13 protein-coding genes are annotated in these 14,586 nt (G+C 70.0%); 5 read left to right on the top strand and 8 right to left on the bottom strand.

The genetic code is table 11. From position 1 onward, the window contains the following. Positions 1–10: 10 nt before the first annotated feature. From J2S43_RS09270 to J2S43_RS09285, 4 genes are all read right to left on the bottom strand, one after another. Entirely contained in the window at positions 11–1,267 is a 1,257-nt protein-coding gene (locus J2S43_RS09270) for an Nramp family divalent metal transporter (protein WP_306828389.1), read from the bottom strand. After that, positions 1,257–1,544 carry a hypothetical protein gene (locus J2S43_RS09275; protein WP_306828390.1) on the bottom strand — a complete coding sequence of 96 codons (288 nt, stop codon included), beginning with the start codon at positions 1,542–1,544 and terminating at the stop codon, positions 1,257–1,259. The genes J2S43_RS09270 and J2S43_RS09275 overlap by 11 nt, the downstream gene beginning before the upstream one ends. A 96-nt stretch (positions 1,545–1,640) precedes the next feature. Next, entirely contained in the window at positions 1,641–2,810 is a 1,170-nt protein-coding gene (locus J2S43_RS09280; protein ID WP_306828391.1) for a zinc-dependent alcohol dehydrogenase, read from the bottom strand. Further along, positions 2,807–3,223, bottom strand: coding sequence for a hypothetical protein (locus J2S43_RS09285; protein ID WP_306828392.1), 417 nt, complete (start codon positions 3,221–3,223; stop codon positions 2,807–2,809). The genes J2S43_RS09280 and J2S43_RS09285 overlap by 4 nt, the downstream gene beginning before the upstream one ends. 98 nt (positions 3,224–3,321) lie before the next feature. Here J2S43_RS09285 and J2S43_RS09290 point away from each other — a divergent pair, with 98 nt between their 5' ends. Together J2S43_RS09290 and J2S43_RS09295 are read left to right on the top strand one after the other, a co-directional pair. After that, the gene (locus J2S43_RS09290; RefSeq protein WP_306828393.1) at positions 3,322–3,789 is read left to right on the top strand and encodes a DUF2231 domain-containing protein; all 468 of its coding nucleotides are present in this window, start codon (positions 3,322–3,324) and stop codon (positions 3,787–3,789) included. Between the two features lie 25 nt (positions 3,790–3,814). After that, positions 3,815–3,946 carry a hypothetical protein gene (locus tag J2S43_RS09295; RefSeq protein WP_306828394.1) on the top strand — a complete coding sequence of 44 codons (132 nt, stop codon included), beginning with the start codon at positions 3,815–3,817 and terminating at the stop codon, positions 3,944–3,946. Positions 3,947–3,985: 39 nt separating this feature from the next. On the opposite strand, the gene J2S43_RS09300 is transcribed toward J2S43_RS09295, so the two are convergent. Then, positions 3,986–5,155 (bottom strand): LCP family protein, encoded by a 1,170-nt coding sequence (locus J2S43_RS09300; RefSeq protein WP_306828396.1) that lies wholly within the window; start codon positions 5,153–5,155, stop codon positions 3,986–3,988. Between the two features lie 158 nt (positions 5,156–5,313). Here J2S43_RS09300 and J2S43_RS09305 point away from each other — a divergent pair, with 158 nt between their 5' ends. Further along, a complete protein-coding gene (locus tag J2S43_RS09305) occupies positions 5,314–6,444 on the top strand; it encodes an LCP family protein (protein WP_306828397.1) in 1,131 nt (376 codons plus the stop codon). 69 nt (positions 6,445–6,513) lie between these two features. Here J2S43_RS09305 and J2S43_RS09310 read toward each other — a convergent pair whose 3' ends face one another. Continuing rightward, on the bottom strand, positions 6,514–6,687 hold the full coding sequence (locus J2S43_RS09310) for a CsbD family protein (protein WP_306828398.1): 174 nt from the start codon (positions 6,685–6,687) through the stop codon (positions 6,514–6,516). A 158-nt stretch (positions 6,688–6,845) separates the two neighbouring features. On the opposite strand from J2S43_RS09310, the gene J2S43_RS09315 reads away from it, so the two are divergent. Together J2S43_RS09315 and J2S43_RS09320 are read left to right on the top strand one after the other, a co-directional pair. Further along, a complete protein-coding gene (locus J2S43_RS09315) occupies positions 6,846–7,247 on the top strand; it encodes a ChaB family protein (RefSeq protein WP_306828399.1) in 402 nt (133 codons plus the stop codon). A gap of 218 nt (positions 7,248–7,465) precedes the next feature. Continuing rightward, complete coding sequence (locus J2S43_RS09320) at positions 7,466–10,633, top strand: LamG-like jellyroll fold domain-containing protein (protein ID WP_306828400.1); 3,168 nt, start codon at positions 7,466–7,468, stop codon at positions 10,631–10,633. A 746-nt stretch (positions 10,634–11,379) separates the two neighbouring features. On the opposite strand, the gene J2S43_RS09325 is transcribed toward J2S43_RS09320, so the two are convergent. Both J2S43_RS09325 and J2S43_RS09330 read right to left on the bottom strand, forming a co-directional pair. After that, positions 11,380–13,854: an MMPL family transporter gene (locus tag J2S43_RS09325; RefSeq protein WP_306828401.1), complete on the bottom strand. Its 2,475-nt coding sequence runs from the start codon at positions 13,852–13,854 to the stop codon at positions 11,380–11,382. Between the two features lie 34 nt (positions 13,855–13,888). Next, on the bottom strand, positions 13,889–14,512 hold the full coding sequence (locus tag J2S43_RS09330; protein ID WP_306828402.1) for a TetR/AcrR family transcriptional regulator: 624 nt from the start codon (positions 14,510–14,512) through the stop codon (positions 13,889–13,891). Positions 14,513–14,586 lie beyond the last annotated feature (74 nt).

Raw genomic sequence — 14,586 nt, forward strand, 5'->3', positions numbered from 1 at the left:
AAACGCGGGATCAATCAATGAACGTGCGGACCAGCAGGAAGACGTTGAGCGCGATGATCAGCCCGGCGACGACCCAGGCCGCCGCGGTCGTGACCGGACGGTTGACGTGCTCGCCCAGCACGTCCCGGCGCCGGGTCAGCATCACCAGCGGGACCAGCGCGAACGGCACGCCGAACGACAGCACCACCTGGGACAGCACCAGCGCGGTCGTCGGGTCGACGCCGAGCATCAGCACCACCATCGCGGGCGCCATGGTCAGCCCGCGGCGCACGGTCAGCGGGATCCGGCGGCGGATGAAACCCTGCATGACCACCTGACCGGCGTACGTGCCCACGCTCGACGACGCGAACCCGGACGCCAGCAGCGCGAGCGCGAACGCGAGCGCGGCCGCCGAGTCCAGCGTCGTGCCGAGCGCCGCGTGGATGCCCTCCAACGTGCCGGTGTCGCCGACCGCCCGGCCGTGGAACAACCGTGCCGCGATCACCAGCATGGCCAGGTTGACCAGCCCGGCCGCGCCCAGTGCCACCAGGATGTCGAGCCGCTGGAAGGTCAGCGCGCGGCGCAGCTCGCCCGGGCCGGAGATGCCGGGGGTACGCGTCTTGGCCAGCGCCGAGTGCAGGTAGATCACGTGCGGCATCACGGTCGCGCCGAGGATGCCGGTGGCCAGCAGCAGGCTGTCCGGGCCGGAGAACGACGGGACCATCCCGGCGGCCAGCGCGGAGCCCTCCGCGCCGGAGCGCAGCACGGTGTAGAGGAAGCCGGCCAGGATCACGCCGAGCATGCCGGCGATCACCGACTCGAACGTACGGTAGCCGCGCTGCTGCAGACCGAGCAGCGCGAACGAGACCGCGCAGGTGATCGCGCCGCCGACCGGCAGCGGGATGCCGAACAGCAGCGCCAGCGCCAGCGCGCCGCCGATCACCTCGGCCAGGTCGGTCGCCATCGCCACCAGCTCGGCCTGCACCCACAGGCCGCGGCTGACCGGGCGGGGCAGGTGCGCGCGGCACAGTTCCGGCAGGTCGCGGCCGGTGACCAGGCCGAGCTTCGCGGACAGCGACTGGACCAGCATCGCCATCAGGTTCGCCGCGACGATCACCCAGACCAGCTGGTATCCGAACGCGGCGCCGCCGGTGAAGTTCGTGGCGAAGTTGCCCGGGTCCACGTACGCGACCGCGGCGACGAACGCGGGGCCGAACCACGGCGCGGCCCGCGCCACCCGGGTCCGCAGCGTGCGCGGTGCGACGGCGACGGCCTGCTCAACGGCCATCGCCGGCTCCGGCCGGGTCGGTGTTCCGGGCGGGACCGGCGGCGCCGCGGGTGTTCCGGGCGAGCCGGGCGGCGTGGCCGGTGTCCCGGGCGGGACCGGCGGCGCGGGCGAATCCGGCGGCGCGGCGCAGATCCCGGGCGTAGCCGGCCAGCCAGACCGCGCCGAGCAGCGCGGCCGGTGCGATCGCGGGCGGTCCGGGCGTGGCCAGCAGGGCGATCAGATAAAGGCCGATGACGGCGGTACGGCCGAGCATCGCGGTCCGGGAACGGATCGGCATGACGTGCCCCCTCTCCTCGCCGGAGCGACTTCCCGGCGCCGGCGGCCCACGGGGGCCGACGCGTGACCCCGCGGGGACACGCGCCGGCCCGGCGGGTCACGGCTCGAAGACCGCGCGCACGCAGCCGTCCTCCTTGTCCTTGAACATCCGGTAGCCCTCCGGGCCCCGGTCGAGCGGCATCACGTGCGTGGCCAGGTGCTCGGTGACCAGCTCGCCGCGGGCCATCCGGTCCAGCAGCATCGGGATGTAGCGCTGGCCGTGCATCTGCGCGCCCCGGACGGTCAGGCCCTTGTTCATCATCGCGCCGAGCGGGAACTTGTCGACGAACCCGGCGTAGACGCCGAGCACGAAGACGCTGCCGCCCTTGCGAGCCTGGTAGATCGCGTCCCGGACCGCGGACGGCCGGTCGGTCTGCAACCGCAACTGCTGCTTGACCTGGTCGTACGCCTGCTGGGGCCCGGGGGTGTGCGCCTCCATGCCGACCGCCTCGATGCACACGTCCGGGCCACGGCCGCCGGTCGCCTCCAGCAGCGCGGATCCGGTGTCGTCGCGCAGGTAGTTCAGCGGCTCCGCGCCGGCGAACTTCGCGGCCTGGTCGAGGCGGTTGTCGTACCGGTCGATGATCAGCACCCGCTCCGCGCCGAGCAGCACGGACGCGCGCGCGGCCATCTGCCCGACCGCGCCGGCGCCCCAGACAGCGACCACGTCGCCCGGCTTCACGCCGCCGAGGTCCGCGCCCATCCAGCCGGTCGCGGCCGAGTCCGAGGCGAACAGCGCGCGCAGGTCGTCGACGTCGTCCGGGATGGTGAACGCGCCGACGTCGCCGTACGGCACCCGGATGTACTCCGCGTGGCTGCCGGCGAAGCCGCCCATCGCGTGCGAGTAGCCGAAGCAGCCGCCGGGGGAGAAGCCCCACAGCGCCTCGGTGATCGCCGGGTTCGTGTTGCCGTTGTCGCAGAGCGAGTAGAGCTCCTGCGAGCAGTACCAGCACTTTCCGCACGAGATGAACGAGCTGACCACCACCCGGTCGCCGGCCTTGTGCTTGCGGACCTGCGCGCCGACCTCCACGACCTCGCCGACGAACTCGTGGCCGAGCACGTCACCGCGGCTCATGAACGGGATGTAGCCGCCGATCAGGTGCAGATCCGACCCGCACGTGACGGTCTTCCGCACCCGGACGATGATGTCCTGCTCGTTGCGCATCTCCGGGTCCGGCACGTCCCGGACCGCGAGCTTGTTCACGCCTTCCCAGCAGAGCGCCTTCACAGCCGTCCCTCCTGCCGTCCGTGCCGGGTCGCGTATGCCAGCGGCGCGCCCAGCGGTGTGCGGCGCGTGGTCGGAGGCGAGTCCGGCAGCAGGATCTCGCCGGTCTCCACCAGCGTCCGCGTCTCGCGCAGCGCGCGGCGCAACGCCCGTACCCCCTCCGGGCCGGCGTCCACGCAGCGTGCGGCGATCTCGGTGCCGCGCCCACCGGGCGCCGGGCGGACCCGGACCTGGATCGTCTCGCCCAGGTCGTGCAGCGGTTGCGGCTGCGGCCCGACCTCCTCCCGCTCCCGGTTGACCGTGATGCTGTGCCAGCGGTCATCGGTGACTCTGGCCTGCCGCATCCGCCGGGCGGCGGCGACCGCGGCAACGCCCGCCGCACCGCCCACCGCGATCGTGACAACCGCGCGCCTCATGTGCTGTCTCCTCTCGACGCCGAGGAGCAGCGCGTGCCCCGGGAGGCCGGCTTCAAACGACGCGGTTCGACGGCAACCAGCTGGGTACGCGCCGCCGCATGCAGACACGAGTGCGCGCACTGGGCCACCCGGTGCACCAGATGGTCATCGTCTTCCCGCTCGGTCTATTGGTGACCGGCACGATCTTCGACCTGGTCCGGCTGATCACCGGCAACGAGATCTTCGGCCAGGTGGGGTTCTGGAACATCACGGCCGGCGTGATCGGCGCGATCGTCGCGGCCACCACCGGCTGGCTGGACTGGACCAGCATCCCGGCCGGCACCCGGGCCAAGCGGATCGGGCTGCTGCACGGCACGCTCAACGGCCTGGTGCTGGTGCTCTTCGCGATCTCCTGGCTGCTGCGTCTGGACGGGACGCACCAGCCGGGCGCGCTGCCGTTCACGCTCGAGCTGCTCGCGCTGGTCGCGGGCAGCATCGCGGCCTGGTTCGGTGGCGAGCTGGTCGACCGGCTGGGCATCGGCGTGCACGAGGGCGCGCACCCGGACGCCGCCAGTTCCCTGTCCTGAAACATCAGTCGAAGGAGGAGAGATCATGAGTGATCGACCGGAGCGCGGTGCCGCCGAGGACGGGTTCGGCGTGCCCGAGACGGAGACCGAGGAGCGGGCACACCGGAAGCCGCCGAGCGAGCCGGACCCGGACCGCGCGGACGAGACCGAGGAGTGACACGGGTGGCGGGCGCGGCCGGTGCCGCGCCCGCCGGCCTCACTCCGTCTTCGCCGTCGGCGTCGCCGCTGCCGGCTCCGCGGCGAACTCCGGGTGCTCGGCCAGGAACGCGCCGAGCGTGCCGTCCTTGGCGGCCCGCAGCATGTCCATCGAGGTCGGGTCGAGGACCTCGAAGTACGTACCGTTGATGATCTGCGTGTTGGTCTTCCCGGCGTTGGTCTTGAGCAGCACCATGTCGTCGGCGCGCAGGCCGCGGAGCGTGAAGACGTAGTCCGCGATCGCGGCGCCGCCGGTGTCCAGCACGAACGCGTCACCGGCCGCGGCGACCAGGTCGTTGAGCCGGCCGAGGTCGGTGAGCACGCCACGCGTGGTGGCCTTCTCCACGATCGCCTTGATCAGCTGCTGCTGGTGCCGCTGCCGGTCGTAGTCGCCGTTCGGCAGGCTCTTCCGGATGCGCGAGTAGTCGAGCGCCTCGGTCGAGTTCATCGTGCGGCAGCCGGCCTCGTGCACGTAGGGCCGCACGCCGTAGGGGAGCTGGATGCCGTACGCCTCCGAGTACCACCCCTGGACGAGCTTGCCCGCGGAGTCGACGCCGAGGTGCGCGGACTCGGCCGGCTCCGCGACGCACATCTCCACGCCACCGAGCGCGTGGATCACGCCGGCGAACCCGTTGAAGTCGATGATCGCGGCGCCGTTGAACCGGATGCCGGTCGCCTTGTTGAGCGTGGTCGCCAGCAGCTCCATGCCGCGGCCGAGCTTGGTCAGCCGATCGCCGTCACCCGCGTACCCCGCGGAGAAGGCGGTGTTGACCTTGTCGCTGATCCCGGCGAAGTTGTTCTTCGAGTACGCCGGGATGTCGACCAGCCAGTCGCGGGGGATCGAGATCAGGTACGCCTTGTCGTGCGTCTCCGGGATGTGCAGGATGATGATGGTGTCGGAGCGGACCGAGTCGCCGTCGCTGCCGCCACCCTCCTCCCGCGCGTCGATGCCGACCAGCAGCAGGTTGATCGCGCCGTCGATCGCCTCGCCCTGTTGCCGCTCGGGTGCTCGCGCGTCCCCCTCGATCAGCGTGGTCTGCGGGATCGACTCGGTCGCCTGATTGATCAGCATCCGCGCGCCGATCACCGTACCGGCGCTCGCCACGACCAGCACCGCGCCGAGGACAAGGACGATTCGCGCCCAGAACGGAATTCTTCGCCCGAATGACATCCCCGGTGCTCCCCCCGTCAGTGTGATGTTCCTGTTCCCTGTTGACATCTCGGGAAGTCGCCAGGAGCCTAATTCGATCCGCAAAGCGACGCACGTCACACCCTTGCCATCGGCGACCGTAAATGGTTAGCGTGACGGATTCGACGGGGGGAGAGCACATGGCTCGCACGGATCCGCTGTGGGCGCGGCTGCTCCTCATATTCGGCGCGGTGCTCCTCGTGCTGAGCGGTGGCACGCTGGTCGCCGCGCACACGCTGATCGGCCGGGTGACCGACTCGCTCACGCCCGGCTCGCTGCTGGAGGGCGCGGCCGACGCGCAGGACGGCGAGAGCGGCAACGACATCGACGGCGCGGTGAACCTGCTGCTGGTCGGCATCGACGCGCGCCCGGAGGGGTCGTCCGAGACCGGCGTCCTCTCCGACACGATCATCATCCTGCACATCCCGGAGACGCACGACCAGGCGTACCTCATCTCGATCCCGCGGGACTGGCTGGTCGAGATCCCGGCGTACCCGAAGGCGAATTTCGCGGGCGGTTCCTACAAAATCAATTCCGCTTTCTCGTACGGGCATCAGATCCAGGGCTCGGAGACGGAGAAGCGCGCCAGTGGCATGACGTTGCTCTCCACCACGATCAACAAGGCCACCGGCATCCGGTTCAACGGTGCCGCGATCATCGACTTCGGCGGCTTCGCCAGCGTGATCCACGCACTCGGCGGCGTCGACATGTGCGTCGACGAGGAGGCCGAATCCGCCCATCTCGGCGTGGACGCGGCCGGAAAACTCGTCCAGGGGTGGTACTCCGAGGACTACGGCATCCAGCTTCCGCCCGGCATCACCCCGCTGGTCCACAAGAAGGGCTGCCGGAAGATGAACGCGACCGAGGCGCTCGACTACGCGCGGATCCGTAAGAGCCTCAGCGACGGTGACTACGGCCGGCAGCGCCACCAGCAGCAGCTCATCAAGGCCATCGTCAAGCAGGCCACCACCCGCGGCGTGCTCACCGACCTCGGCAAGCTCGACAACCTGCTGAAGGCGGCCGGCGAGGCGTTCGTGCTGGACACCGGCGGCATTCCGCCCGCCGATTTCCTCTTCACGCTGAAAGGCGTCGCCGCGAACGATCTGACGCTGATCAAGACGAATGCCGGAAACGTCAACACGGTCCTGGTCGACGGCATCGCCTATGAGGACCTGGACGACAAATCCCTGCGGATGCTGGCCGCGGCGAAGTCCGGAACGCTGGGCACATTCCTGATCGAGAACCCGCAGTTCATCGCCCGCTCGAACTGACATTTCCGGAAACACACGACAACGGGTGGCCGGCGATGATCGCGGGCCACCCGTGAGCGTGGTGGAAGCTCAGGACTTGAAGGCGTCCTTGACGTGCTCGACGGCCTGCTTGACGTGCGAGCTGCTCTGGTCGGCCTTGCCCTCGGCCTCGAGATCGCGGTCGTCGGTCGCGCGGCCGACGCTCTCCTTGACCTTGCCGCCGGCTTCCTCGACCTTGTTGTCAATCTTGTCATCGGCGCCCATGTCGACCTCCTGTGGTACCGGCCCGATCGGTTCCGAGCCGCTCTTTCTATGAGCTACCCGGGGTGCGGCGAGTGGAAACCACACGGTTTCCTCCGCCCGCATGATGCGGTCGCCGGCGGGTAGGAAAAGGGCGGAAGACGACATCGAGGAGGTACGCCATGCCCGCCCGCGAGGAACTGCCGAGCACGCTGAAGCGGTCGCCGAAGAAGGCGCAGGACACGTTCGTCAAAACACACGACTCGGCCGTGGAGCAGTACGGCGAGGGCGAGCGCGCGCACCGGACCGCGTTCTCCGCGGTGAAGCACTCGTTCGAGAAGGTCGGCGATCACTGGGAGCCGAAGGAGGAGAAGGGCCCGAGCGACGCCAGGGCGGCGGGCGGCCGGAAGACGCGCGCGAAGACGGCCGGCGGCGTCGACGCGAACGCCAGCAAGGCGCACCTGCTGGACGTGGCGAAGCGCCTGGAGATCCGCGGCCGGTCCCGGATGACGAAGCCCGAGCTGGTCGACGCGATCCAGAAGGCGAACGACGCGAGCACGCGCAAGGCGCGGGGCGGGCGCTAGGTCCCTGGCCGACCGCGCCTTTCCGGCGCACGAGAGAATCAGACCAGCCTCCTAGGATGCGTTAGAGGTCGGTCTTGCATGCACGGGACGACCGCTGACCGTACCGTCGATGTTCGTTCGTGCCATCTCGTGCACGGTTATGTTTCCTTCTGTTGACATCTGGAATAAAGATCAGTCAATGTGGATCGGCAACGTCGTCGCCCGTGATGGGAGTACCGATGCCGCGTCCGCCGCTGAGGCCATTTCTCCTGGCAGCACTGCTGGTTCTATCGATCTTCGTGGTCCCGCCGAGCCCCGCGTCCGCCGCTGAGGCCACTGTGCACGGCCTGAAGGGCGAATACTTCCGGATGTCCGCGCCCGGCGCGCGGGACTTCGCCGAGCTGGGCGGCACCCTGCTCGACCCCAATGTGGACCTGCCCGGCCTGGCCGGCACGTTCGAGTCGCTGACCGGCCGCACCGAGCACACCACGGCCCGCTGGACCGGCAAGCTCACCGCGCCGGCCACCGGCGACTACACGTTCTACCTGGTCGGCGACAACGGCTTCCGGTTCTGGGTGGACGGCCGGCCCGTCATCGACCACTGGGTCGGCGACTGGGACGTGGAGCAGACCAGCGCGCCGGTCCGGCTGACCGCGGGTGAGACGCACGACGTGCGGATCGAGATGTTCCAGGACATCGGCGGCGCGAACCTGTACCTGCGCTGGGCGGGTGCCGGGCTCTCGAAGCAGATCGTTCCGGAGAGCGCTTTCACGCCGCCGGACGGCTTCCAGGTCTTCCCCGTGACGTTCACTGTCGCGCGGGACGGCCGGACGCTGACGGCCGACTTCGAGGGGCGGGTGGCCACGCCGCCGTCGGTGAACAGCCTCAAGGTCGAGGTCGACACCGTCCCGATGCCGATCGCCGGGGTCACCGCACGGGGCAACCGGCTCACCATCACGCTCGCCGAGAAGGTGCTGAAGGACCAGCGCGTCCGGATCACCTACGACGGCGAGGGCGGCCTGGTCGTGGGCTCCGAGACCGTACCCCTGGTGATCCGGTCCGCTTCGAACGCGTCCACGCAGCGCCTGACCACGCCGTGGGGCGACAGGGTCGACAGGAACAAGCCGCTACCCGAATATCCCCGGCCGCAGCTGATCCGCCAGGACTGGCTGAACCTGAACGGGCAGTGGGAGTTCGCGGACGCGGAGGCCGGTGAGGCGCCGGTCTTCGGCAAGCGGCTGGACGAGCGGATCACCGTGCCGTACCCGGTGGAGTCGCTGCTGTCCGGCATCGAGCGGCGCGAGGACCACATGTTCTACCGCAAGCTCGTCACCGTGCCGCGCGACTGGTCCGGCAAGCGGATCAAGCTGAACTTCGGCGCGGTCGACTACCAGGCCAAGGTCTGGGTCAACGGCACGCTGGTCACCGAGCACACCGGCGGCTACACGGCGTTCACCGCGGACATCACGGACGCGCTGCGTGGCCGGGGCCAGCAGGAGATCATCGTCGCGGTCACCGACACCACCGGCAACGACCAGCCCAAGGGCAAGCAGTCGCTGAACCCGGGCGGCATCGTCTACACCCCGTCGTCCGGCATCTGGCAGACGGTGTGGCTGGAGCCGGTCGCCACGGCCGCGATCTCCGACGTGGTCACCACGCCGGATGTGGCGACGTCGTCCCTGCGGGTAACGGTCAAGTCGGCTGTTTCCGGAAAGGTCACCGCCGCTGCCCTGGACAAGCAGGGACGCCGCGTCGGCACCGTCTCCGGCACCGCCAACACCCCGCTCACCCTGAAGATCACCAACCCACGGCTGTGGAGCCCGGACGACCCGTACCTCTACGACCTCGACGTGACGCTCACCCAGGGCCGCAGCGTCGACCGGGTCCGCGGCTACTTCGGCATGCGGCACATCGAGGTCAGCACGGTCGGCGGCTTCCCGAAACTCGTCCTCAACGGCAAGCCGGTGTTCTCACTCGCGACGCTCGACCAGGGCTTCTTCCCGGACGGCCTCTACACCGCGCCGACCGACCAGGCGCTGCGCTTCGACCTGGAGGAGACCAAGAAGCTCGGCTTCAACGCGGTCCGCAAGCACATCAAGGTCGAGCCCGCCCGCTGGTACCGGCACGCCGACGAGCTCGGCCTGCTCGTCTGGCAGGACTTCGTCTCCGCGACCATCCGCACCACGGCCGGGCAGGACGCGTTCCTGAGCCAGGGCCGGGAGATGATGACCCAGTTCCACAACTTCCCGTCGATCATCGGCTGGGTGGTGTTCAACGAGGGCTGGGGTGAGTGGGACCGCACCGCCACCGGGCAGATCGCCGACCAGGTCAAGGCCGCGGACCCGTCCCGGATCGTCAACGCGCACTCCGGCGTGAACTGCTGCGACTCCAAGGGCGACTCCGGGCGCGGCGACGTCATCGACCACCACGACTACAACAACACCGACCCGGCGTTCCCGGACGCGACCCGCGTCGCGATGGACGGCGAGCACGGCGGCTTCACGCTCCGCGCACCCGGTCACATGTGGCCCGGCGCGCCGACCGTGATCTACAGCGGCGTCGCGGACAAGGCCGCGCTCACCGCGAAGTACGTCGACAACACCGACCGCTTCTACCTCGAGGCGGCCGGCGCGGAGCTGTCCGGCTCGGTCTACACCCAGATCACCGACCTGGAGAACGAGCTCAACGGCCTCTGGACGTACGACCGGCGGGTGATCAAGGTCGACCCGGGCCCGGTCAAGGCGATCAACGAGAAGGTGATCGCGGCCGGCGCGGCACCGGGCGCCACCTTCCCGGGCCGCGGCGACTGGGCGCTGGACGAGAACACCGGCACGGTCGCGCGCGACAGCAGCGGCAGCAAGGCCGACCTGACGCTCACCGGCGACACGCGGTGGGTGCCGGGCGTGAGCGGATCCGCGCTCGCGTTCGACGGCGACGGCGACGCGGCCGAGACCGCCGGCCCGGTCCTGGACACCTCCGGTTCGTACACGATCGCGGCCTGGGTGACCCTGGACGAGCTGCCCGGCAACTACGCCTCGGCGATCAGCCAGGACGGCCGCCGCACGGAAAGCCCGTTCTACCTGCAGTACGGCCAGGGCGCGTTCGCCTTCAGCACCCCCGGCGGCAACCGCGCCCGGCACGCGATCACGCCCGACCTCAACCGCTGGTACCACCTGGCAGGCGTCCGCGACGGCAACCAGATCCACCTCTACGTCGACGGCGCCCGCGTCGCCACCACCACGGCCGGCCCGACCGTGGTCAGCACCGGCTCCCTGGCGATCGGCCGCGCCAAGTACGCCGGCAACGAGACCGACTGGTGGTCCGGCAGCATCGACAACATCCACGCCTACGACCGGGCGTTGACCGAGGCCGAGGTGACGGCTCTCTTCACCACCGAACGCGGGTAACACCTCGGGGTGCCCGGCCGATCCGCTGGCCGGGCACCCTCTTTCGGCCCGGGAAACAGATCAAAATCTGGCTTTGCCCGCTTCCGGCGTGGTGCAGCCCGCATGCTCCCGCGGGCACCGGTCGGCCGCAGGCGGCCTCCCTGCACGTGAGCGGTCGGTGGATGACGCGCTGGATGACCCTCTTGCCGTTTTGTGAGATTCGGGCGGGGTGCCCGAGTCGGCGCCGGCGTGGGGCCGTGTCGCTGCCGGACGGCGGCGATTCCTGATTCCCGTCGCTGCTGAACCGGTGAAGGATCGTTGAGTGATACACCAGGGAGATCGATGCGGCCGGATGATCGACCTGGTGTATCACTCGATGATCCATCTCGGGGTGGCGCCGTGGTGGCCGACGTCATCTGCCGTCAATCGGCCTACGTCGGGAATCCGAGGGAGGCCGTCTCGCGATATGCCCGCTTTGTTTCGGTAAGCAGAGCGGGGTGCGGGCGAAACTGAGCGATTGAGGGCTCGCTATCTCGGGAAATTCCGGGCGTCAAGCGCCCGAAACGCTTCAGGGCATTCGCTCGCGAAGCGCCGCAACGGTCTTCTTCCCTTCATGGGCTCGGGTCGGAAGGTGACTCCGCCGGAGGCGGTGGTACCCGGATTTCCGGGTGCGCGGTCAGATCTCGATCTGCCGAGGCCCACACGGTGATCGGGGCGTCCCCCATGCCGTTGGAACGACGTGGGGACGCCCCGATCGTGGGGGAGGGCTACGCGGTGGTGGCGGGGGTTTCCGAAGTGGAAGTTTCCGGGGTCTCGTGGGTGGTGGGGTGGCGGCGTTCGAGGGCGGCGCCCTCCACGTCGACGTTGGGCAGGATGCGGTCGAGCCAGCGCGGGATCCACCAGGCGGACTTGCCGAGCAGGTGCATGACGGCCGGGATGAGCAGCATGCGGACCAGGAACGCGTCGGCGAGCACGCCGAAGGCGAGGCCGAAGCCGATCGAGCGGATCATCGTGGTGTGGCTGAAGATGAAGCCGCCGAAGACGGAGATCATGATGATCGCGGCGGCGGTGACCACGACGCGGCCGGCGTGCACGCCCTGGCGGACGGCGAGCCGGGCCGGGGCGCCGTGGGCGTAGGCCTCGCGCATGCCGGAGACCAGGAAGAGCTGGTAGTCCATGGCGAGGCCGAACAGGATGCCGATCAGGATCGTGGGCAGGAAGCTCAGGATCGGGCCCGGGTCGTGCACGTCGAAGATCGCGCCGAGCCAGCCCCACTGGAAGATCGCGGTGATGCCGCCGAACGTGGCGAACAGCGACAGCACGAAGCCGAGCGTGGCGGTCAGCGGGACCAGGATCGAGCGGAACACGAAGATCAGGATGATCAGCGAGAGGCCGACGACGACCGCGAGGTAGAGCGGGAGCGCGTCGGAGAGCTGCCCAGAGACGTCGATGTTGCCGCTGGCGCTGCCGGCCACGCCGAGCGTGACGTCGCCGTCGAGCGGTGACATCGCGCGCAGGTCGCGGACGAGCTGGCCGGTGGAGACGCTGTTCGGGCCCTCGGCCGGGATGACCTGGAACGCGAGCAGTTGCTTGTCGTCGGAGAGACCGATCGGCGCGACCGCGGTGACGTCCGCGTGGCCGAGCAGCAGGTTGCCGATCCGGACCTGCTCGGGCCGGGCGGCCGCCTCGTCCGCGACCGCGGCCGGCAGCTCCGCGACGACCAGCAGCGGGCCGTTGACGCCGGCGCCGAACTTCTCCTCGGTGCGCTGGTACGCCTGGTACTGCGTGGAGTCCTCGGACTCGGACGAGCCGTCCGGCAGGCCGAGCCGCATCGACAGCGCCGGGATCGCGACCACGATCAGCACGGCCAGCGACGCGATCACGGTGAGGATCGCGCGGCCCGTACCCATCGGCGTGGTGGGCGTGGTGTCGTGGTGTGCCTGGCCGATCGTGGCCCGGGTCTTGCGGGACAGCACGCGCGGGCCGAGCAGCGACAGCAGCGCCGGGGTGAGCGTGACCGCGATGATCACGGCGACCGCGACGCAGATCGCGCCGACCGTGCCCATCAGGCCGAGGAAGCCGATGCCGGTGATGTTCAGCGCGAGCAGCGCGACCAGCACGGTGGAGCCGGCGAACACGACCGCGTTGCCGGACGTGCCGTTGGCCAGGCCGATCGACTCGTGCACCTCCATGCCGGACAGTAGCTGCCGGCGGTGCCGGTTGAGGATGAACAGGCTGTAGTCGATGCCGACCGCGAGGCCGAGCATCACGCCGAGCACCGGGGTGATCGAGAGCATGTCGATGACGCCGGACATGGCCAGCGACACGGTGACGCCGACGCCGACGCCGACCAGCGCGCCGACCAGCGGCAGCGCGGCCGCGACCAGCGTGCCGAGCATGATGATCAGCGTGAGCGCGGCGACGATCAGGCCGATCGCCTCGCCGACGCCGAAGACCTGCGGGACGGTCTGGGTGATCTCGTTGGAGAAGTCGGCCTCGACGCCGGCCGGGACACCGCCGGTGACGTGGTCGACCACGCTGGACTTGGTCTCCGGCGTGACGTCGAGCTGCGCCTCGGTGAAGACGACCGCGCCGACCGCGGTGGTGTCGTCCTCGGAGACCGTGCGGATCTTCGACGACATCTCGAGCAGCTGCCGGCCGACGTCTGCCTGCGCGGCCCCGGCGTCGAGCTGGGCGCGGCCCGCGTCCAGCTGGGCCTGCTGCTCGACGAGCTGCGCCTCCTGCGCGGCGAACTGGGCCGCGGCCTCCGGCGGGGCCTGCGCCTTCGCCGACTCCAGCTGCTGGCGGCCCGCGTCGAGCTGCGCCTGGCCGGCGTCGAGCTTGGCGCGCTCCGCGGCGAGCTTCTCCTGGCCGGCGGTGATCTCCGCGGCCTGCGCGGCGATCTGCTGCGCGGTGGCGAACGGGTCACGGACGGCGGAGACGCCGTCCAGTTCGCCGGTGGAGGTCAGCAGCGCGCCGATCGCGGCCTGCTGCTCCGCGGTGAACGGCGCGCCGTCCGTGGTGTGGAAGACGATCGTGCCGGTGCCGCCGCTGGCGACCGGGAACCGTTCCGCGAGCTGGTCGGTGACCTTGGCGGTCTCCGTGCCCGGGATGGTCACCTGCGACGACAGCGCGCCGCCCGCGACGAAGTAGGCGGTGACGGACAGGCCCAGGATCACCAGCCAGGTGATCAGGACTGCCCACGCTCGCCGGGCGCTGAAGCGTCCCAGGCGATACAGCATCTCTGCCATGGTCCCTTGCTTTCCGATCGTTCGGTCAGTAGCCGGTGCGGATGTTGTCGATGAGCCGGTCGAGCAGCCGGCCCCAGAGCGCGAGCGCGGCGTCGTCGGTCGCGGCGCCGGTCTCGGCGATCCAGCGGTGCGCGATCACCTCGACGCCGTGCATGAGCGAGCTGACCAGCAGTTCCGCGTCGAGTGAGTCCTCGGCCGCGTTGCGTTCGGCCAGTTCACGGGCCAATTCATCGGTGGTACGGGAGAACGTGGCCTGGAAGATCTGCTGCGGTCGCGGGTCGCCGGAGTCGAAGCCGCCGAGCGCCTGGTAGAGGAACGCGATCACGCTCGGCACGTCGGTGGCCCGCAGCGCCGCCGAGACCGCCTGGAACATCGACGCGCGGTTGCCGGGTTCGACCGGGCTGGCACTGAAGACCGCGCGGAAGTTGTCGACCACGACGCCGAGCACGTCGGTGCAGGCGGTGGTGACGATGTCGTCGATCGAGGCGAAGTGGTTGAAGACCGTGCGCCGGGAGACGTCCGCGCGCGCGGCGAGCTGATCGACGCTGAACCGGGCCGCACCGCTCTCCGAGATGAGCGCGGTGGCCGCGTCGATGATGTCGCGGCGGTGGCGCGCCTTGAGCGCGGCTCGACGGTCGGTGGGCAGCACGGTTCTTACACTAAGTGCACCGTTGCACTCGGTGCAAAGTTATGTGACATTCCTGGCCGGATCGGTCGACCTTG

Origin of the sequence: Catenuloplanes nepalensis (assembly GCF_030811575.1) — a bacterium.
Classification (GTDB): domain Bacteria; phylum Actinomycetota; class Actinomycetes; order Mycobacteriales; family Micromonosporaceae; genus Catenuloplanes; species Catenuloplanes nepalensis.

What these genes read in the sequence shown, in the direction of transcription:
- J2S43_RS09320 (WP_306828400.1), top strand. Translation starts at nt 7,466, where the DNA reads ATGCCGCGTCCGCCGCTGAGGCCATTTCTCCTGGCAGCACTGCTGGTT.
- J2S43_RS09290 (WP_306828393.1), top strand. Translation starts at nt 3,322, where the DNA reads ATGCAGACACGAGTGCGCGCACTGGGCCACCCGGTGCACCAGATGGTC.
- J2S43_RS09300 (WP_306828396.1), bottom strand. Translation starts at nt 5,155, where the DNA reads ATGTCATTCGGGCGAAGAATTCCGTTCTGGGCGCGAATCGTCCTTGTC.
- J2S43_RS09270 (WP_306828389.1), bottom strand. Translation starts at nt 1,267, where the DNA reads ATGGCCGTTGAGCAGGCCGTCGCCGTCGCACCGCGCACGCTGCGGACC.
- J2S43_RS09305 (WP_306828397.1), top strand. Translation starts at nt 5,314, where the DNA reads ATGGCTCGCACGGATCCGCTGTGGGCGCGGCTGCTCCTCATATTCGGC.
- J2S43_RS09315 (WP_306828399.1), top strand. Translation starts at nt 6,846, where the DNA reads ATGCCCGCCCGCGAGGAACTGCCGAGCACGCTGAAGCGGTCGCCGAAG.
- J2S43_RS09295 (WP_306828394.1), top strand. Translation starts at nt 3,815, where the DNA reads ATGAGTGATCGACCGGAGCGCGGTGCCGCCGAGGACGGGTTCGGCGTG.
- J2S43_RS09325 (WP_306828401.1), bottom strand. Translation starts at nt 13,854, where the DNA reads ATGCTGTATCGCCTGGGACGCTTCAGCGCCCGGCGAGCGTGGGCAGTC.
- J2S43_RS09310 (WP_306828398.1), bottom strand. Translation starts at nt 6,687, where the DNA reads ATGGGCGCCGATGACAAGATTGACAACAAGGTCGAGGAAGCCGGCGGC.
- J2S43_RS09275 (WP_306828390.1), bottom strand. Translation starts at nt 1,544, where the DNA reads ATGCCGATCCGTTCCCGGACCGCGATGCTCGGCCGTACCGCCGTCATC.
- J2S43_RS09285 (WP_306828392.1), bottom strand. Translation starts at nt 3,223, where the DNA reads ATGAGGCGCGCGGTTGTCACGATCGCGGTGGGCGGTGCGGCGGGCGTT.